16 protein-coding genes and 1 pseudogene are annotated in these 18047 nt (G+C 68.7%); 14 read left to right on the forward strand and 3 right to left on the reverse strand.

What is annotated here, in order from left to right:
* Positions 1–1366: CoA-binding protein (locus tag QQK83_RS15830; protein ID WP_284265940.1), on the reverse strand; the 1366-nt coding region annotated here is incomplete at its 3' end.
* A 1-nt stretch (position 1367) separates the two neighbouring features.
* Positions 1368–2528, reverse strand: a complete 1161-nt coding sequence (locus QQK83_RS15835) for an acyl-CoA dehydrogenase family protein (protein ID WP_284265943.1) — start codon at positions 2526–2528, stop codon at positions 1368–1370.
* A 97-nt stretch (positions 2529–2625) separates the two neighbouring features.
* Here QQK83_RS15835 and QQK83_RS15840 point away from each other — a divergent pair, with 97 nt between their 5' ends.
* From QQK83_RS15840 to QQK83_RS15870, 7 genes are all read left to right on the forward strand, one after another.
* Positions 2626–3555 carry a GlxA family transcriptional regulator gene (locus QQK83_RS15840; RefSeq protein WP_284265945.1) on the forward strand — a complete coding sequence of 310 codons (930 nt, stop codon included), beginning with the start codon at positions 2626–2628 and terminating at the stop codon, positions 3553–3555.
* 120 nt (positions 3556–3675) lie between these two features.
* Positions 3676–6567, forward strand: coding sequence for a monovalent cation/H+ antiporter subunit A (locus QQK83_RS15845; protein WP_284265948.1), 2892 nt, complete (start codon positions 3676–3678; stop codon positions 6565–6567).
* Position 6568: 1 nt separating this feature from the next.
* Positions 6569–6916 carry a Na+/H+ antiporter subunit C gene (locus tag QQK83_RS15850; protein WP_284265950.1) on the forward strand — a complete coding sequence of 116 codons (348 nt, stop codon included), beginning with the start codon at positions 6569–6571 and terminating at the stop codon, positions 6914–6916.
* On the forward strand, positions 6913–8436 hold the full coding sequence (locus tag QQK83_RS15855; protein ID WP_284265970.1) for a monovalent cation/H+ antiporter subunit D: 1524 nt from the start codon (positions 6913–6915) through the stop codon (positions 8434–8436). The genes QQK83_RS15850 and QQK83_RS15855 overlap by 4 nt, the downstream gene beginning before the upstream one ends.
* A gap of 4 nt (positions 8437–8440) precedes the next feature.
* On the forward strand, positions 8441–8932 hold the full coding sequence (locus tag QQK83_RS15860) for a Na+/H+ antiporter subunit E (RefSeq protein WP_284265952.1): 492 nt from the start codon (positions 8441–8443) through the stop codon (positions 8930–8932).
* Positions 8929–9198 (forward strand): K+/H+ antiporter subunit F, encoded by a 270-nt coding sequence (locus tag QQK83_RS15865; protein WP_284265954.1) that lies wholly within the window; start codon positions 8929–8931, stop codon positions 9196–9198. Before QQK83_RS15860 ends, QQK83_RS15865 begins: the two co-directional genes overlap by 4 nt.
* 10 nt (positions 9199–9208) lie before the next feature.
* Positions 9209–9607, forward strand: a complete 399-nt coding sequence (locus tag QQK83_RS15870) for a Na+/H+ antiporter subunit G (protein WP_284265956.1) — start codon at positions 9209–9211, stop codon at positions 9605–9607.
* Here QQK83_RS15870 and QQK83_RS15875 read toward each other — a convergent pair.
* Positions 9604–10707: a zinc ABC transporter substrate-binding protein gene (locus QQK83_RS15875; protein WP_284265958.1), complete on the reverse strand. Its 1104-nt coding sequence runs from the start codon at positions 10705–10707 to the stop codon at positions 9604–9606. The two genes, QQK83_RS15870 and QQK83_RS15875, sit on opposite strands and share 4 nt — an antisense overlap.
* 56 nt (positions 10708–10763) lie before the next feature.
* On the opposite strand from QQK83_RS15875, the gene QQK83_RS15880 reads away from it, so the two are divergent.
* From QQK83_RS15880 to QQK83_RS15910, 7 genes and pseudogenes are all read left to right on the forward strand, one after another.
* Complete coding sequence (locus QQK83_RS15880; RefSeq protein ID WP_284265959.1) at positions 10764–11276, forward strand: helix-turn-helix domain-containing protein; 513 nt, start codon at positions 10764–10766, stop codon at positions 11274–11276.
* Entirely contained in the window at positions 11273–12040 is a 768-nt protein-coding gene (locus tag QQK83_RS15885) for an ATP-binding cassette domain-containing protein (protein ID WP_284265961.1), read from the forward strand. Before QQK83_RS15880 ends, QQK83_RS15885 begins: the two co-directional genes overlap by 4 nt.
* Positions 12040–12834 (forward strand): metal ABC transporter permease, encoded by a 795-nt coding sequence (locus tag QQK83_RS15890; protein ID WP_284265963.1) that lies wholly within the window; start codon positions 12040–12042, stop codon positions 12832–12834. Before QQK83_RS15885 ends, QQK83_RS15890 begins: the two co-directional genes overlap by 1 nt.
* An 84-nt stretch (positions 12835–12918) precedes the next feature.
* Entirely contained in the window at positions 12919–15345 is a 2427-nt protein-coding gene (locus QQK83_RS15895) for a GcvT family protein (RefSeq protein WP_284265965.1), read from the forward strand.
* On the forward strand, positions 15342–16886 hold the full coding sequence (locus tag QQK83_RS15900) for a trimethylamine methyltransferase family protein (protein WP_284265967.1): 1545 nt from the start codon (positions 15342–15344) through the stop codon (positions 16884–16886). Before QQK83_RS15895 ends, QQK83_RS15900 begins: the two co-directional genes overlap by 4 nt.
* A gap of 4 nt (positions 16887–16890) precedes the next feature.
* On the forward strand, positions 16891–17535 hold the full coding sequence (locus QQK83_RS15905; RefSeq protein WP_284265969.1) for a TetR/AcrR family transcriptional regulator: 645 nt from the start codon (positions 16891–16893) through the stop codon (positions 17533–17535).
* A gap of 123 nt (positions 17536–17658) precedes the next feature.
* Positions 17659–18047 (forward strand): annotated as a pseudogene (locus QQK83_RS15910) (C4-dicarboxylate ABC transporter); the annotation flags it as partial.

Genomic DNA, 18047 nt, shown 5'->3' on the forward strand with positions numbered 1-18047 from the left:
CCTGCCCCAGCCGCGCCGCGGCCTCCAGCGCGGCCAGCCCCTCGGCGAAGCCCGCCAGGGGCACCACGCCCCGCGCCAGCATCGCCCGCGCTGTCGCCTCGGGCATGGTCTCGGCCAGGCTCGAGAGGATCGCCATGGGGACGCCGGTGGCGGCCGTCGCATCCGCGCAGGCGTCGATCACGATCTCCCAGGCGGAGGCGTCGCAGCGGTCGGGGCGCGGGAAGTCGAGGATCGCCACGCCGATGGCGACATGGGGCGCGCACATCGCGGTGAAGACGCGCGCAAGCGCGGCACGGTCGCCCCAGATATAGGTGTGGTAATCCAAGGGGTTGGCCAGCGCCACCTTGGGGCCGAGCGCCGCGCGCAACCCGTCGCGCTGCGCCTCGGTCAGGGGCGGGCAGCGCAGCGCGCGGCCCTCCACCATGTCGGCGATGATCCCCGCTTCGCCGCCCGAACTGGACAGGACGCCGATGTCCCCCGAGGGCAAGGGACCGAGCGCATGGAGCAGTTTCAGCGCCTCGACCATCTCGGCGGGCGTGCGGACCCGCGCGAGGCCCAGCCGCTCGAACAGCGCCCCCGCCCCCGCGTCGCTGCCCGCAAGCGAGCCGGTGTGCGACAGCGCCGCGGCGCGCGCACCTTCGGAGGAGCCGGATTTCAGGATGACGACGGGCTTGCCCATGGCGCGCGCGCGGGCGGCCATGGCGGCGAAGGCCGCAAGGTCGCCCACCCCTTCGACATGCAGGCCAAGGGCCGTGACGCGGCGATCCTCGAGCAGGCTCTCGGCGATCTCGGGCAGGCCCGATTGGGCTTGGTTGCCGACCGTGACGACATAGGCCAGCGGCAGGCCGCGGGCCTGCATCGTCAGGTTCAGGGCGAGGTTGGAGGATTGAGTTACGATTGCTACACCCGTCTCCACCCGCTCCGCCCCGTGCTGGTCGGGCCAGAGCGCCGCGCCGTCGAGCAGGTTGAGGAAGCCGTAGCAATTCGGCCCGAGGATGCGCATGGGGCCCGCAGCCTCGACCAGCGCGGCCTCGAGCGCAGCACCATCGCCGGTTTCCGAGACCGACTCGCGGAAGCCCGAGGCGAAACAGACCGCGCCGCCCGCCCCCATGGCCGAGAGCGCGCGCAAGACCTCGATGCTGGCCTCGCGGTTCACGCCGATGAAGGCGGCATCGGGGGCTTCCGGCAGATCGGCGACCGAGGCGAAGGCGGGCAAGCCCGCGACCTCTGCCTTCACCGGATGCACCGGCCAGACCGGCCCGGCGAAGCCGATCTTGCGGCAGCCCGCCACCACGGCGGCGCACCATGTCCCGCCCCCCACCACGGCGATGGAGCGGGGGCGCATCAGGCGCGAGAGCGGCTGCATCTCAGGCGCCCTTCGGGCGGAAGATCTCGCGCCCGATGATGTGGCGCTGGATCTCGGAGGTTCCGTCCCAGATCCGTTCGACGCGGGCATCGCGCCAGAAGCGTTCGATGGGCAGATCGTCCATCAGCCCCATGCCGCCATGGATCTGCAGCGTCGTGTCCGTCACCCGCGCCAGCATCTCGGAGGCGTAGAGCTTGGCCGAGGCGATCTCGCGGTTGGCAGGAAGGCCTTGGTCCAGCCGCCAGGCGGCGGCCAGCGTCAGCCAGTCGGCGGCGTCGATCTCGGTCACCATGTCGGCGACCTGGAAGCTGACACCCTGGAACTTGGCGATCTGTTGCCCGAACTGCCGTCGCTCGGCGGCCCAGTCGACGGCCATGTCGAAGCAGCGCCGCGCGCGGCCGACGGAAAAGGCGGCCACCGTCAGGCGGGTGGCGTAAAGCCAGGTGTTCATCACCTCGAAGCCGCCGTCGACCGCGCCCAGCACCTGCGCATCCGGCAGGCGGCAGTCGTCGAATTCAAGGATGCAGTTCTTGTAGCCGCGATGGCTTACCGAGTTGTAGCCGTCGCGCACGGTAAAGCCCGGATGCCCGCGGTCGACGAGGAAACAGGTGATCCGTTTCTTCGGCCCGTGGGGCGTTTCATCGACGCCGGTGGCGACGAAGACGATGAAGAAATCCGCGTGATCGGCGCCCGAGATGAAATGCTTGGTGCCGTTCACCACCCAATCGCCGCCATCGCGCAGCGCGGTGCATTTCATTCCCCGCACGTCCGACCCGGCGTCGGGTTCCGTCATGGCAAGCGCATCCATCCGCTCGCCCCGCACGGCGGGCAGAAGGTAGCGGTCGCGCTGGTCGCCCTCGCAGGCCATCAGGATGTTCTGCGGCCGCCCGAAGAAATGCGTCAGCGCCATGGAGCCGCGGCCCAGCTCGCGCTCGACCAGCGTGAACTCGAGATGGTTCAGGCCACCGCCCCCCACCTCCTGCGGGAAGTTGCAGGCCCAAAAGCCCATCTCGATGACCTTGCGCCGGATATCGGCGGCAAGCTCCGGCGGCACCTCGCCCGTGCGCTCGACCTCGGCCTCGTGGGGGTAGATCTCGGCCTCGACGAAGTCGCGGACCGTGGTGACGATCATCTCCTGTTCCGCTGTCAGTCCGAAATCCATGACGCCCTCCCTGCATCTTTTTCATTGCTAGGAAGCCGCGCGGGGCGACATCATGCAGACTTGTCCGATAATCCTGCAGGATTCGAAAATTGCACGCATGATCGAGGTTGCCGTCCTGCTGTTCCCGAGTTTCTCGAACCTCTGCCTCGCCAATGCGGTGGAGCCCTTGCGCGCGGCCAACACGCTGGCGCGCAAACCGCTGTATCGCTGGACCTATCTGGGGCTCGGGGCCGGGCAGTTGCACTCGTCGAGCGGCCTGCCCGTCACGCCGGGGATGCGCCTGTCGCGGATGCCGGGGGCCGATTACCTGCTGGTCATGCCCAGTTACGGGCATCGCCAGCTGGCCACGCCCGACACGCTGCGCGCGCTGCGCTCGGCGGCGCGGCGCTGTCGGGCGGTGGCTGGGCTAGATACCGGCAGCCTGCTGCTGGCCGCGGCGGGGCTGCTGGACGGGTATCGCGCGACCTCGCATTGGGACGTGCTGACCGAGTTCGAAGAGGGCTACCCCGAGGTTCAGGTGCTGCGCGACCGGACGGTCATCGACCGCGACCGTCTGAGTTGCGGGGGGGCGACCACGACGCTGGAGTTGATGCTGGAGCTGATCGCGCGCCATCACGGGCCGAAACTGAGCCTCGATGTCTCGGCGCTCTTCATGCATGGCGAGCGCCCCGAGGCGGGGCCGCACCTGCCGGGGCTGACGCGGGACCGGGTGTTGCGCGCCGCGGCGGCGCTGATGCGGCGGCACGTCGAGCAGCCCCTGCCGATCCCCGAGCTTGCCCGCCGCCTCGGCATCAGCCAGCGGGGCCTCGAGGCGCGCTGCCGCGCGGCGGCGGGCCGCTCGCCGCAAGGCGTCTACACGGCGATCCGCATGTCCGAGGCCTGGCGGCTGGTGCAGGACAGCCCGCTGTCGGTGACCGAGATCGCGGGACGGGTGGGCTACGCCGACGCCTCGGCGATGACGCGGCGGTTCCGGGCTGAGTTCGGGGCAAGCCCGCAGGACATCCGCCGCCAGTTGCGCAGCGCCTGAGACGGGGCCAGCCCGCGGCATTGGGCCGCTCTACCTATACACCCGCCGATCGTGACGTTTTACAACCTGACCGCGTGCCGATAACAGTGCATGCACAAGACGGCACACAAGGGACACCAGATGAGCGCAGGGGGCCATTTCCTCTTTCTGATCGCGCTGCTGCCATTCGTCGGCGCGCTTCTTCCGGGGCTGATGATCCGCGCGGGCCGCACCGTCTGCGCGTGGACCGCGGCGGTGCCCACGGCGCTGGCGCTGGTGATGCTGCTGATCCTCGCCCCCGCCGTGCTGCGGGGCGAGGTCATCACGGCCGAGATCGACTGGCTGCCGCAGCTTGGGCTGTCGGCCTCCTTCTTCCTCGACGGTCTGGGGCTGCTCTTTGCCTGCATGATCACGGGCGTCGGCCTGCTGATCACGCTTTACGCGCGCTTCTACCTGTCGGGCGATGACCCGATGGGGCAGTTCTACACCTACCTGCTGCTCTTCCAGGGCGCGATGCTGGGCATCGTGATTTCCGACAACATCCTGCTTCTGCTAATCTTCTGGGAGCTGACCTCGCTCAGCTCCTTCCTGCTCATCGGCTACTGGAAGCACCTGCCGGAGGGACGGCAAGGCGCGCGGATGGCGCTGACGGTCACGGGTGCCGGGGGCCTTGCAATGATCGGCGGCATGCTGATCCTCGGCAATATCGCGGGAAGCTACAACCTGACCGACATCCTGCAGGCAGGCGAGGCGATCCGCGCCTCGGAGATGTATCTGCCCGCGCTGATCCTGATCCTTCTGGGCGCCTTCACCAAGTCGGCGCAGTTCCCGTTCCACTTCTGGTTGCCGCACGCGATGGCCGCGCCCACGCCGGTCTCGGCCTACCTGCATTCGGCCACAATGGTGAAGGCGGGCGTGTTCCTCATGGCGCGGATGTGGCCGGTTCTCGCGGGGACCGACGCGTGGTTCTACATCGTCACGACCACCGGGCTTGTGACCATGGTGCTGGGCGCGCTGATCGCGCTCTTCAAGGATGACCTGAAGGCGCTGCTCGCCTTCTCGACGGTCAGCCACCTTGGCCTTCTGACCATGCTCCTGGGCTTCGGCACGCAGGCCGCAGCCGTCGCCGCCGTCTTTCACATCATCAACCACCTGACCTTCAAGGCCGCGCTCTTCATGACCGCGGGGATCGTGGATCACGAGACCCACACCCGCGACATCAAGCGGCTGGGCGGCCTGCGGCACCTGATGCCGGTGACCTTCGGGATCGGCACCATCGCGGCGCTGTCGATGGCGGGCATCCCGCTTCTGAACGGGTTCCTGTCGAAGGAGATGATGCTGGAGGAGGCCTCGCACACCGATTGGTTCGGCAGCCATTATGCCGTGCCCGTCATGGCGACCATCGGCGCGCTTCTGTCGGTAGCCTATTCGCTGCGCTTCGTGTCCCACGTCTTCCTTGGCCCGGTGCGCGACGACTACCCGCACAAGCCGCATGATCCGCCCTTCGGCATGTGGGCCGCGCCCGCGCTGCTGGCCACGCTGGTCGTCGTGATCGGTGTCGCCCCCTTCCTTGCCGAGGGGATCGTGACCGCCGCGGCCAACGCCGTCACCGGGGCCGATCTGCACCCGCATCTGAAGATCTGGCACGGCGTCACGCCCGCGCTTTACATGTCGGTCATCGCGGTTCTGGGCGGCGCGGTTCTTCTGAGCCTGCACCGCCCGCTGGACGCGGCCTGGATCAAGGCCCCCCGCCCCGAGGCGAAGGCGATCTTCGACCGGCTGATCGCGGGCGCGGTGGCGCTGTCGCGCAGCGCGACCGAGGGCGCGCATAACGGCGCGATCTCGCGCTACCTCGCCATCTTCACCGTCGCCTCGGTGACGCTCGGCTACATCGCCTATCGCGGCTCGGGCCTGTCCGAGACAACGCGCGAGTTGCTGGTGGTGCCGCCCGTGATCGCGGTGGGCTGGGTCATGCTGATCGTGGCGACGGTGGCCGTCGTGACCATGCACCACAACCGCTTCCGCGCGCTGGTGCTGATCGGGATCATCGGCCTGTCGATCTCGGCGGGGTTCGTCTATCTCTCCGCGCCCGACCTTGCGCTGACGCAGATCTCGGTCGAGACCGTGACCATCATGCTGCTTCTTCTGGCGCTGCATTTCCTGCCCAAGGAAACGCCCAAGGAAAGCCCCATCGGCCTGAAGCTGCGCGACGGGGCCATCGCGCTGGCGGCGGGCGCGGGTGTGGGGGGGCTTGCCTGGGCCTTCCTGCGGCGGGACATCGAGACGATCTCGGGCTATCACATCGAGAACAGCTACGAGGGCGGCGGCGGCACCAATGTCGTCAACGTCATCCTCGTGGATTTCCGCGGCTACGACACCTATGGCGAGATCATCGTTCTGGGGATCGCGGGTTTCCTGATCTACGCGCTGATGCATGCGCTGCTGGACGGGCCCGCGGCGCGGCGGCTGAAGACCATGGACTATGCGCAGGACCGCTCGCGCGACCGGCACCCGCTGATGATGGTGGTGGTCACCCGCGTGCTGATGCCCATCGCCATCGTGGTGGGGGCCTATATCTTCCTGCGCGGCCACAACCAGCCGGGCGGCGGCTTCGTCGCGGGGCTGGTCGTCGCCATCGCGCTCCTGATGCAATACATGGCCAGCGGTTTCGCCTGGACGCAGGAGCGCAAGCGCATCGAGTATCACACGATGATCGGCCTCGGCGTCGTCATCGCGGGGCTGACCGGTGCGGGCGCGTGGCTGGCGGGGCAACCCTTCCTGACGAGCGCCTATACCTACGTTCACCTGCCCCCCATCGAGGAATTCGAGCTGGCCACCGCCATGCTCTTCGATCTCGGCGTCTTCCTGACGGTTCTGGGCGCGGTGATGCTGATGCTCTACAGCCTGAGCCGGATCGCGCGCTTCGCGGGCGAGACGGTGAACGAGGGACCGATGGATTACGACCCCGGCGCGCATGTCGCCACAAACACCGCGGCAAACACCGTGACAGACCCTGCGACGGAGGGGCGCTGAGATGGAGATCGTCGTTGCAAGTGCCGTGGGCGTGCTGACCGCGGGCGGGGTCTACCTGCTGCTGCGGCTGCGCACCTTCCCCGTCATCCTCGGGCTGGCGCTCCTGTCCTACGCGGTGAACGTGTTCATCTTCGCCAGCGGGCGGTTGGCCATCGACCAGTCGCCGATCCTGTCGAAATACGGCGAGGCGAGCTACACCGACCCGCTGCCGCAGGCCCTCGTCCTGACCGCGATCGTGATCTCCTTCGGGATGACGGCGGTTCTGGTGATGATCGGCCTTGCCTCCTACCTCGAGGCGGACACCGACCGCGTCGATCTTGACGCCGCCGCGGAAGGGGAGGACGCCTGATGCACTGGATCATCCTACCCGTCGTGCTGCCGGCGATGCTGGCACCGCTGATCGGCTTCGTGATGCGGCACGACATCGTGCTGGCGCGGACGGCCTCGGTCGCGGGGACGGTTGCGCTGCTGGCGGTGGCGCTGGGGCTGTTCGGCATGGCCGCCGACGGGGCGACGCATGTCTACCGTCTGGGCGATTGGCCCGCGCCCTTCGGCATCGTGCTGGTGCTCGACCGGCTCTCGGCGCTGATGGTGCTTCTGACCGCGACGCTGGCGCTGCTGGTGCTGATCCATGCCATCGCAACGGGATGGGACGCGCGCGGCAAGCATTTCCACGCGCTGTTCCAGTTTCAGCTGATGGGCATCTGCGGTGCCTTCCTGACCGGCGACGTGTTCAACATGTTCGTCTTCTTCGAGGTGCTGCTGATCGCCTCCTACGGCCTGATGATCCATTCGGGCGGGCGCGCGCGGATGCAGGCGGGGCTGCAATACGTGGTGATGAACCTTGCGGGCTCCACCCTGTTCCTCTTCGCGCTCGGGACGCTCTATGCCTCGACCGGCACGCTGAACATCGCCGACATCGGGCGCGTGGTGGCCACGATCCCGCCCGAGGAAGCGGCGCTGGTGCGCGTGGCCGCGATGCTCCTGATGATCGTCTTCGCGGTCAAGGCCGCGCTCTTCCCGGTGCAGTTCTGGCTGCCCGGCACCTATGCCAACGCCCCTGCCCCGGTCGCGGCCCTCTTTGCCATCATGACCAAGGTCGGCGCCTACGCGATCCTGCGGGTGCATACCGTGTCCTTCGGCCCCGGCATCGAAGGGACCGAGGACCTGGCCGCGACATGGCTCTTCCCCGCCGCCATCATCACCATCGCCATCGGCGCGTTCGGCGTGCTGGGCGCGCGGCGGCTGATGCCGCTCATCGCCTTCTCGGTGCTGGGGTCCATGGGCACGCTCTTGATCGCGCTGGCGGCCTTCACGCCCGAGGCGACCTCGGCGGGGCTCTACTACCTCGTCCACTCGACCTTCGCGGCGGCCTGCCTGTTCCTCGTGGCCGACCTCGTCGTCAGGCGGCGGGCGGGCGATACGCTGACCCCGCGGCCGCCTACGGTGCAGAACGGGCTTTTCGCGGCGCTCTTCTTCGCCGCGGCCATCGGCATGGCGGGCATGCCGCCGCTCTCCGGCTTCCTCGGCAAGCTGCTGGTCCTCGACGCGCTGCGCGCGCCCGGCACCATCGGCTGGGCCTGGACGGCGGTGCTGGCGGGCTCGCTCGTAACGATCCTGGGCTTCGCCCGCGCGGGCAGCGTGCTGTTCTGGAAATCCACCGCCACGCCCGCGCCCGAGACGGACACGCCCGTCGCGGCAGCCGCCCGCCCGCTCGAGGTCGCGCCGGCCATGGCCGGGCTTGCGGTGCTGGCGCTGCTGGCGGTCTTCGCCGGGCCGCTCTCGTCCTACCTGCAGGACACCGCGGCGCAGCTCTACGACCGTGCGGGCTATACAACGGCCGTGCTGACGCCCGAGACGGAGGGTTGAGACAATGCTGATGCGCCTGATCCCCCACCCGCTTCTCAGCCTCACGCTGATCCTTGTCTGGCTGGGGCTGGTGAACACCTTCACGCTGGGCAACCTGATCCTCGGGGCGGGCTTCGGGCTTGCCATACCGATGCTGACCAAGGCCTATTGGCCCGACCGGCCCCGCATCGCACGGCCGCTCAAGATCGTCGAATACGGGCTGATCGTGCTGTGGGATATCGTCGTGGCCAATGTGCAGGTCGCCATGATCATCCTGTTCAAGCGCGAGCGCACGATCCGCTCGCACTGGATTCCGGTGCCGATCGAGCTGACCTCGGCCGAAGCCATCACCGTGCTGGCGGGCACGATCACCATGACGCCCGGCACCGTCTCGGCCACGCTGGCCGCCGATGGCCGGTCGATCCTTGTCCATTGCCTGCATGCCGACGACCCGGACGCCGTGCGCGACGACATCAAGTCGCGCTACGAGGCCCGCCTGAAGGAGATCTTTCCATGATCGAATACGCCCTTCTCTTCGCAGCCCTGTGCTACGGCGTGGCGCTTCTGCTCGACCTGTGGCGCATCGCGCAGGGGCCAAGCTCGGCTGACCGCATCCTTGCGCTGGACACGATGGTGATCAACGTCATCGCGCTTCTGGTGCTTTACGGCATCTGGCGCGGCACGGCGGTCTATTTCGAGGCGGCGATGCTGATCGCCATGGTCGGCTTCGTCTCGACCGTCGCCTATTGCCGCTTCCTGCTGCGCGGCGACATCATCGAGTGAGGAGACCCAAATGAGCCAGACCGCGGAACTCCTGATCTCGCTGGCGCTCGTGATGAGCGGCCTCTTCGGCTTCGTCGGCTCCTACGGGCTGGTGAAGCTCAGGACCACGATGCAACGCCTGCATGCGCCGACCAAGGCGACCACGCTGGGCGTGGGCGGCGTTCTGATCGCCTCGATGATCTATTTCTACGCCAAGACCGGACACATCTCGATCCACGAACTTCTGATCTCGCTCTTCCTGTTCCTGACCGCGCCGATCACGGCGAATTTCATCGCCAAGGCCTACATGGCCCGCAACCTGCGCGGTGAGGATCTGCCGCCCAGCGGCGGGGCGTATGGCTGGTCGATCTATGACGACGCGCCGGACGGCGCGCCGACCGCGCCGCCCGAGACGTCGAAGGCCCCTTAACCCTCGGACAGGCAGGCGGCGAGGGTTTCGCCAAGGCCCCGGATGACATCGCCGTAAAGCGCAGGGCCCGGTTCCAGCGTCGAGCCGAGCGGGTCAAGCACCGCGGTCCGCGCCTCGGCGCCTTCCATCACGGCGGCGACGATGCCCGGGTCGAACTGCGGTTCCGACAGCACGCAGGCGACGCCCTGCTCGGCGACGCGGGCTTGGATCTCGGCGATGCGCGCGGGGCTGGGGTCGGTCGCGTCGGACAGCGAGATCGCGCCCGAGGCGGGCAGATCGAAGCTGGCCTCGAAATACTGGTAGGCGTCGTGGAACACGATGAAACCCGTCCCCCGGACGGGGGCGAGCATCGCCTCGACCTCGGCCGAGAGCGCCTCCAGCTCGGCCCGGCCCGCGGCGGCATTGGCGAAATAGGCACCCGCGTTGTCGGGGTCGGCCGCCGAAAGGGCACCCGCGATGGTGTTCAGCCAGAGCGCCGCGTTCTCGGGCGAGAGCCACGCGTGCGGATCATGCGCGCCATGGGCGTGGTCATCGTGGCCGTGGTCGTCATGCCCGTGGTCGTCGTGCCCGTGGTCGTCGTGCCCGTGGTCGCCGTGCCCGTGGTCGTCGTGCCCATGGTCGTCATGCCCATGGTCGTCATGCCCGTGGTCGTCGTGCCCATGGTCGTCGTGCCCGTGGTCGTCGTGCCCATGGTCGTCGTGCCCGTGGTCGTCGTGTCCCTCTCCATGGACATGCGCCTCGAACAATGCCCCCTCGCGGAACGGCAGAAGCTCCGTGCCTTCGCTTTCCAGCAGGGTCAGCACCGTCGCGTCACCGGCCAGCGTCTCGACCGCGCCCTCCATCCAGGGCGTCAGGTCTTCGCCCATCCAGACCACGATCTCGGCCTCCTGCAGGGCCGAGGCCTCGGACGGGCGCAGGTTGTATTCATGAGGGCTTGCGCCCGGTGCGACGATCAGGTCGGGCGTGCCCACCCCCTCCATCACCCGCGCGACGAGCGAATGGACCGGCGCGATGTCGACCGCCACCCGCGGCACCTCGGCCCATGCGGGCGAGGCGATCACGGCGGTCGCGGCGGCGAGCGTCAGGGGCTTTCTGGACATTCCCAACTCCATGTGATTTTATAACAGTGACGGTCCGATACATGATATGAAATAACATGACAAGCCCACCGCACCACGCCGACGGGGCCGACCCCGTGGGTTTCGGCAGCCATGACCACGCCCATTGCGTCACCAGCGCGCTGGCCGAGGCCGAGGCGCGCTGCGCCGCCGAGGGGTTGCGCTTTACGCCCGTGCGGCGCGCGGCGCTGGAGTGCCTGCTGAAGGAGCACCGCGCGCTCGGGGCCTACGAGGTGCTGGACCGGCTGCGCGAGGGCGGCTTCGGCTCGCAACCGCCGGTGGCTTACCGCGCGCTGGAGTTTCTTGTCGCGCAGGGCTTCGCGCACCGGATCGAGCGGCTGAACGCCTTCATCGCCTGCGCCCATCCCGGCGCAAGCCACTCGCCCGCCTTCATGATCTGCCGCGCCTGCGACGCGGTCGCCGAGGCGCAGGCCACCCCTGCCCGCGGCGCATTGGGCGAGGCGGCGCGCGCCGTCGGGTTCACCATCGAACGCGCCGTGGTCGAGGCCGAGGGGCTGTGCCCCGATTGCGCGGAAAAGGCCGCGCCATGAGCCTGATCACGGTCGAGAACCTGAGCGTCCGCTACGGCGGGCACATGGCGCTGGCGCATGTCGACATGACCATCGAGCCGGGCGAGATCGTCACGGTGGTCGGGCCGAACGGCTCGGGCAAGACCAGCCTGTTGCGCGCGATCATCGGCGCGGTGGAGCCCGCCGCGGGCCGGGTGACGCGCAAGCCGGGGCTGCGGCTGGGCTACGTGCCGCAAAAGCTGCACATCGACCCGACCCTGCCGATCACGGTGGAGCGCTTCCTGCGCCTGCCGGGCGGCATCAGCCGCACCGATTGCGCTCGCGCACTGGAGCAGGCGGGCGTGCCCGACCTGTCGGGGCAACAGATGTCGGGCCTGTCGGGCGGTCAGTTCCAGCGCGTCCTGCTGGCCCATGCCCTGATCCACCGGCCCGATATCCTGCTGCTCGACGAGGCGACGCAGGGCCTTGACCAGCCCGGATCGGCGGCCTTTTACCGCCGGATCGAACAGGTGCGGCGCGAGACCGGCTGCGCCGTGCTGATGATCAGCCACGAGTTGCACGTCGTGATGAGCGCATCCGACCGGGTGATCTGCCTCAATGGCCATGTCTGCTGCGAGGGGACGCCCGAAATCGTCTCCTCCGCCCCGGAATACCGGGCGCTCTTCGGCACCGGCACGGGCGGGGCGCTGGCGCTCTACCGGCATGAACATGATCATGGGCATGACCACGGGCATTCCCATGATCACGCCCATCCGCATGACCACAAGACCGAGGCGGCCGAGTGATGCTGGACGATTTCATGACCCGCGCAACGCTGGCGGGCATCGGCGTGGCCTTTGCCGCCGCCCCCCTTGGCAGTTTCGTGGTCTGGCGGCGCATGGCCTATTTCGGCGACGCGACGGCCCATGCCGCGATCCTTGGCGTGGCGCTGGCGCTGGCGCTCGAGCTGTCGATCTTCGCGGGCGCGATGGCGGTGGCCTTGGCCATGGCGCTGACGGTCAGCGCGCTGTCGGGCCGGGGCTACGCGATGGACACGCTGCTGGGCGTTCTGGCGCATTCGGCGCTGGCCTTCGGGCTTGTGGCCGTGTCTTTCCTGTCGGGCATCCGGATCGACCTGATGGCCTATCTCTTCGGTGACATCCTTGCCGTCTCACGCGGCGATCTGGGCGTGATCTGGAGCGGGGCCGCGCTGGTCGTGGGGCTGATCGGCTGGCGCTGGTCGCGGCTGCTGACCTCGACGCTCAGCCCCGACATGGCCCATGCGGCGGGGATCAACCCGCGGCACGAGCAATTGATCCTGACGCTGGCGCTGGCGATCACGGTGGCGGTGGCGATCAAGGTCGTGGGCGTTCTGCTGATCGCGGCCATGCTGATCGTGCCAGCCGCCGCGGCCCGGCCGTTGGCGAGAACGCCCGAGGCGATGGCGCTGATCGCGGCGGGCATCGGCGCGGCCTCCGCCCTTGTCGGCCTGCGGGCGGCCTATGTCCTCGACACGCCCGCGGGGCCCTCCATCGTCTGCGTCGCGGCGACGGCTTTTGCGCTGACAGGCCTTTATTCCGTGGCGCGCAAGGCGCGCTGACGACCTGCGCAAAGATCTCTGGACAGGTATGTCCAGAGCGGATTACCGTTCCCCGCAACAAGGGTCGCAGCGGAGGGTCCGGCCATGAAATCCCACTATCGTGTCGTCGTCATCGGCGGCGGTGTCGTCGGCGCATCGGTGCTCTATCACCTTGCGAAATTCGGCTGGTCCGATGTCTGCCTGCTGGAACGCTCGGTTCTGACGGCGGGCTCCAGCTGGCACGCGGCGGGCGGTATCCATGCGCTGAACGCCGATCCGAACATGGCGGCGCTGCAGGCCTATACCATCGACCTTCTGCCCGAGATCGAGCGCGAGTCGGGCCAGAACATCGGCCTGCACATGACCGGCGGGCTGACGCTGGCGGGCACGCCCGAACGGTGGGAGTGGCTGCAATCGGCCTATCGCGTGTTCCAGTCCATCGGGATCGAGGATTGCGAGTTGTTGACGCCGCAAGAGGCGCAGGACCGCTGCCCGATCATGTCGACCGACGGCATCCTCGGCGCCATGTGGGCCGACCGCGAGGGGTATGTGGACACCACCGGCACCGTTCACGCCTATGCCGGGGCCGCGAAGATGCGCGGCGCGCAGGTCTTCGAACACACCAAGGTCGAGCGCCTGACCCAGACCGCCGAGGGCTGGATCGTCCACACCGACAAGGGCGACATCGCCTGTGAACACGTGGTCAACGCCGCGGGCCTCTGGGCGAAGCAGGTGGGGCGCATGGCGGGGGTGGAGCTGCCGGTCTCGCCGCTCAAGCACCATTACCTGATCACCGACACCATCCCCGAGGTCGCCGCCTGCGATTTCGAGATGCCGATGACCGTTGACCTCGAAGGCTTCACCTACATGCGGCAGGACCAGAAGGGCATCCTGATCGGCATCTACGAGGTTCAGCACGAGCATTGGGCGATGGACGGCGCGCCGTGGAACTACGGGATGGAGCTGTTCGCGGAAGACCTCGACCGGATCGAGAACGAGCTGGTGCTGGGCTTCTCGCGCTACCCCGCCGCCGAGAACGCGGGCATCAAGACCTGGGTGAACGGGGCGTTCACGTTCAGCCCCGACGGCAACCCGCTGGTCGGCCCGGTGCCGGGCAAGCGCGGCTACTGGTCGGCCTGCGCGGTGATGGCGGGCTTCCTGCAAGGGGGCGGCGTGGGCAAGACGCTGGCCGAATGGATGATCCACGGCGAGCCCGAGGCCGACGCCTGGTGCATGGACGTGGCGCGCTATGGCCGCTGGGCCGAGAACAAGCGGTATATCCGGGAGACAACGGGCCAGTTCTATTCCCGCCGCTTCGTGATGACCTACCCCAACGAGCAATTGCCCGCAGGCCGCCCTCTCAAACGCGCGCCCGCCTATAGCGACATGGACGCGGCGGGGGCCGTCTGGGGCACCAGCTGGGACATGGAGGTGCCGCTTTACTTCGCGCCCGAGGGGTTTACCGAAACGCCGACGCTGAAGCGGTCCAATGCGCATCCGATCGTCGCCGAGGAATGCCGCGCCACGCGCGAGGCCGTGGGGCTTCTCGATATCTCGGCCTTCTCGCGCTTCGAGGTCTCGGGGCCGCGGGCCGAGGCGTGGCTGAACCGGCTGATGGCCTCGAAGTTGCCCAAACCGGGCCGTGCGAAGCTTGCGCCGATGCTGGCCCCCAACGGGCGGCTCAAGGGCGATCTGACCGTCTTCAACTGGGGCGACGGGACGTTCTGGATCATGGGCTCCTACTACCTGCGGGCCTGGCACATGCGCTGGTTCGACGACCACCTCGAAGAGGGCGTCGCGGTGCGCGACCTCGGCGAGGAGGTTTGCGGCTTCTCGCTCTCCGGTCCCAATTCGCTGAAGGTCATCGAACGCCTGACCGAGGGCGACATCGCCGCCCTGCCCTTCATGGGCGTGGGCGAGTTCGACATCGGCATGATCCGCGCGCGCGTCGCAAGGATGAGCGTCTGCGGCGAGCTGGGCTACGAGATCAATTGCCGCTACGGCGACCACATCACGCTGCGCCGCGCGCTCTTGGAGGCGGGGGCGGATCACGGCATCCGCGAGATCGGCTTCAACGCGCTTCTCTCGCTCAGGCTGGAGAAGAGCTTCGGCATCTGGTCGGCGGAATTCACCCAGGGCTACACGCCGGGCGAAACCGGCATGGACCGCTGGATCGACTGGGAGAAGGGCGATTTCATCGGGCGCGACGCGGCCTTGGCCGAACGCGACGGGAACGGGCCTGCGAAGCGGCTCGTCACGCTGGAGATCGACGCCGAGGGTGCCGACGCCAGCGGGTTCGAGCCGGTCTGGGCGGGCGAGGCCCGCATCGGTTTCGTCACCTCGGGCGGCTACGGGCACACGACCGGCAAATCGCTCGCCATGGCGCTGGTCGATGCGGCCCATGCCGCGCCGGGCACGAAGCTCTCGGTCCATGTCGTCGGCGTGGAACGCGCGGCAACCGTCATCCCGCCCTCGCCCTACGACCCCGAGGGCCGCGCGATGCGCGGTCTGCCCGCAGCGGAACCGGCATGACCGCCGCCGACATCACGCGCGGCCCCCGGCGGCGGGGCCGTGCGCAGGGCAGCGCCCCGCCCCGCATGCGCGACACCGAGTATCGGCGCTTGCGCAACCCCTTCCCGGTGATGAACGCCGTCTCCGACGACGAGGCGGCGGCGATGCACGCCGCGGCGCTGCGGTTGCTGGAAGAGCTGGGGATGAAGGTGCTTCTGCCCGAGGCGCGGCAGCTCTTCCAGCAGGGCGGCGCGCGGGTGGAGGGCGACATGGTCTTCATCGGCCGCGAGATGGTCGAGGCGGCCCTCGCCACCGCGCCGCGGTCGATCCATTGCCACGCGGGAGCGCCGGAGCGCGACATCACGCTCGAGCCCGGCGCGCTGACCTTCCAGCCCGGCGCGGGCGCGCCCCATGCGACCGACCTCAGGCGCGGCCGCCGCCCCGGTGGGGCGAGCGACTACCGCGACTACACCCGCATCGCGCATCACTACGACGTGTTCCAGATGATGAGCCCCTCGGTCGAGCCGCAGGACGTGCCCCCCCATCTGCGCCACTATTTCACCACCCGCACCCAAGTGGCGCTGACCGACAAGTTCCCCTTTCTCTTCGCCCGCGGCACGCCCCAGACCCTCGACAATTTCGAGATGCTGGCGATGGCCCGCGGCCTTTCCGACGAGGATTTCCGCAGCGCGGTCCATGGCTACACGATCATCAACACCAACAGCCCCCGCACGCTGGATGTGCCGATGGCACAGGGTCTGATCGACTTCGCGAAGGCCGGGCAACTCTCCATCGTGACACCCTTCACGCTGATGGGGGCGATGGCCCCGATCACGGTGGCGGGCGCGATCACGCTCTCCCATGCCGAATGCCTCGCCGCGATCACGCTGACGCAGCTTGCGCGGCCCGGCGCGCCGGTTTGCTACGGGACCTTCACCTCGAATGTCGACATGCGCTCGGGCGCGCCCGCGCTGGGGACGCCCGCACATTTTCACGCCTCGCTCATGGCGGGGCAGATGGCGCGGATGCTGGGCCTGCCGTGGCGCTCGGCGGCGGGCTCGGCCGCCAACAGCAACGACGCGCAGGCGGCGAACGAGAACCAGTTCGGCCTCTGGGGCTGCCTGCTGGCGGGGGCCACGGTGATCATCCATTCCGCAGGCTGGCTTGAGGGCGGGCTGACGGTGTCCTACGAAAAGCTCATCACCGACGTGGAGGTGCTGAACATGGTGGCCGAGCTCTGCGCCGGGGCCAGCGCCACCGCAGACGAGATCGGCTTCGACAGCGCGCTGGCCGCGGTGGCCCCCATGGGCCATTTCTTCGACGCGCCGCAGACCATGGCGCGCTACGCCACCGCCTTCTACGAACCGGTCGTCCATGACTACGCCAATTTCGGCAGCTGGACCGAGCGCGGCGCGCTCGATGCCTCGACGCGGGCGACCGCCGTCTGGGAAGCGATCCTCGCCGCCCCTGCGCAGGTCATGACCCCGCCCGACCGGCTTGCCCGGATCGACGCCTTCATCGCCCGGCGCAGCGCCGAGGGCGGCGCGCCGCCGGAAAGCTGAGACCATGACCGCGGACCCCACGGAAGACTGCCTGCCCGGCAACACCAAGGTCACGCGCGAGGACTGGCTGCGCGTGGCGATGGAACTGCTGGTCGAGGACGGCGTGTCCGAGGTGAAGATCCTGACCATCGGCGACCGTCTGGGCGTCTCGCGCTCGTCCTTCTACTGGTATTTCAAGAGCCGCAAGGACCTGCTCGCGCAGCTTCTGGCCGAATGGGAGCGGACGAACACCGGCATCCTGATCGCCCACACCCGCCTGCCCGCCGAGGATATCATCGACGCGGTCAACGGCTTCTTCCTGTGTGTCGTGGACCCCGCGGGCTTCAACCACCGGCTCGATTTCGCAGTCCGCGAATGGGCCCGCCGCGATCCGCAGGTGCGCGCGGTGATCGACCGCTCCGACACCGCCCGGACACGGGCGCTGGCCCAGATGTTCGCCCGCCACGGCTATCCGCCCGAGGAAGCCGACATCCGCGCCCGCGTCCTCTATTACCAGCAGATCGGCTATTACGCGCTCGAGCTGAACGAGACGCTCGAGGAACGCCTTGCGCGGGTTCCGGCCTATCTGCAGGCCTTCACCGGCGTCTGCCCCCGCCCCGAACAGGTCACCTGGTTCAGGGACCGCGCACGGGCCTTCGCCGCGGTCTAGCCGGTGGCGCGGTGCCCGGGGTCGCTCCGGGCTTGGTCGCTGCCGGTCCGTGGTATAGCGTCCCGCCGGAATCGGGACGCAACGCAAACGCACAGCCCGGTCACCAAGGGAGGATGAACCGAGATGACGCGACACGCTTTTCTGAACCTCGGCGCTGCGGCGCTTGGGCTGGGGGTTTGGGGTGGGGCCGTTTCGGCGCAGGAGGTGACGCTTCGGCTGCACCAGTTCCTGCCGCCGCAGGCGGTTGTGCCGATGCATGTGCTGGATGTCTGGGCGGACGGGATCGAGGAGGCCTCGGACGGCCGGATCGAGATCCAGCGCTTTCCCGCCATGCAGCTGGGCGGTGCGCCGCCGCAGCTGATCGACCAGGTGATCGACGGCACCATCGACATCGTCTGGACCGTCGCGGGCTACACGCCGGGCCGCTTCCCGCGCACCGAGGTCTTCGAGCTGCCCTTCATGATGGAAGGCTCGGATGCCGAGGCGACCAGCCGCGCCTATTGGCGGCTCGC

It is taken from the genome of Roseicyclus amphidinii (assembly GCF_030163755.1).
In the GTDB taxonomy this organism is placed as follows: domain Bacteria; phylum Pseudomonadota; class Alphaproteobacteria; order Rhodobacterales; family Rhodobacteraceae; genus Roseicyclus; species Roseicyclus amphidinii.

What these genes read in the sequence shown, in the direction of transcription:
- QQK83_RS15835 (WP_284265943.1), bottom strand. Translation starts at nt 2,528, where the DNA reads ATGGATTTCGGACTGACAGCGGAACAGGAGATGATCGTCACCACGGTC.
- QQK83_RS15840 (WP_284265945.1), top strand. Translation starts at nt 2,626, where the DNA reads ATGATCGAGGTTGCCGTCCTGCTGTTCCCGAGTTTCTCGAACCTCTGC.
- QQK83_RS15845 (WP_284265948.1), top strand. Translation starts at nt 3,676, where the DNA reads ATGAGCGCAGGGGGCCATTTCCTCTTTCTGATCGCGCTGCTGCCATTC.
- QQK83_RS15850 (WP_284265950.1), top strand. Translation starts at nt 6,569, where the DNA reads ATGGAGATCGTCGTTGCAAGTGCCGTGGGCGTGCTGACCGCGGGCGGG.
- QQK83_RS15860 (WP_284265952.1), top strand. Translation starts at nt 8,441, where the DNA reads ATGCTGATGCGCCTGATCCCCCACCCGCTTCTCAGCCTCACGCTGATC.
- QQK83_RS15865 (WP_284265954.1), top strand. Translation starts at nt 8,929, where the DNA reads ATGATCGAATACGCCCTTCTCTTCGCAGCCCTGTGCTACGGCGTGGCG.
- QQK83_RS15870 (WP_284265956.1), top strand. Translation starts at nt 9,209, where the DNA reads ATGAGCCAGACCGCGGAACTCCTGATCTCGCTGGCGCTCGTGATGAGC.
- QQK83_RS15875 (WP_284265958.1), bottom strand. Translation starts at nt 10,707, where the DNA reads ATGTCCAGAAAGCCCCTGACGCTCGCCGCCGCGACCGCCGTGATCGCC.
- QQK83_RS15880 (WP_284265959.1), top strand. Translation starts at nt 10,764, where the DNA reads ATGACAAGCCCACCGCACCACGCCGACGGGGCCGACCCCGTGGGTTTC.
- QQK83_RS15885 (WP_284265961.1), top strand. Translation starts at nt 11,273, where the DNA reads ATGAGCCTGATCACGGTCGAGAACCTGAGCGTCCGCTACGGCGGGCAC.
- QQK83_RS15890 (WP_284265963.1), top strand. Translation starts at nt 12,040, where the DNA reads ATGCTGGACGATTTCATGACCCGCGCAACGCTGGCGGGCATCGGCGTG.
- QQK83_RS15895 (WP_284265965.1), top strand. Translation starts at nt 12,919, where the DNA reads ATGAAATCCCACTATCGTGTCGTCGTCATCGGCGGCGGTGTCGTCGGC.
- QQK83_RS15900 (WP_284265967.1), top strand. Translation starts at nt 15,342, where the DNA reads ATGACCGCCGCCGACATCACGCGCGGCCCCCGGCGGCGGGGCCGTGCG.
- QQK83_RS15905 (WP_284265969.1), top strand. Translation starts at nt 16,891, where the DNA reads ATGACCGCGGACCCCACGGAAGACTGCCTGCCCGGCAACACCAAGGTC.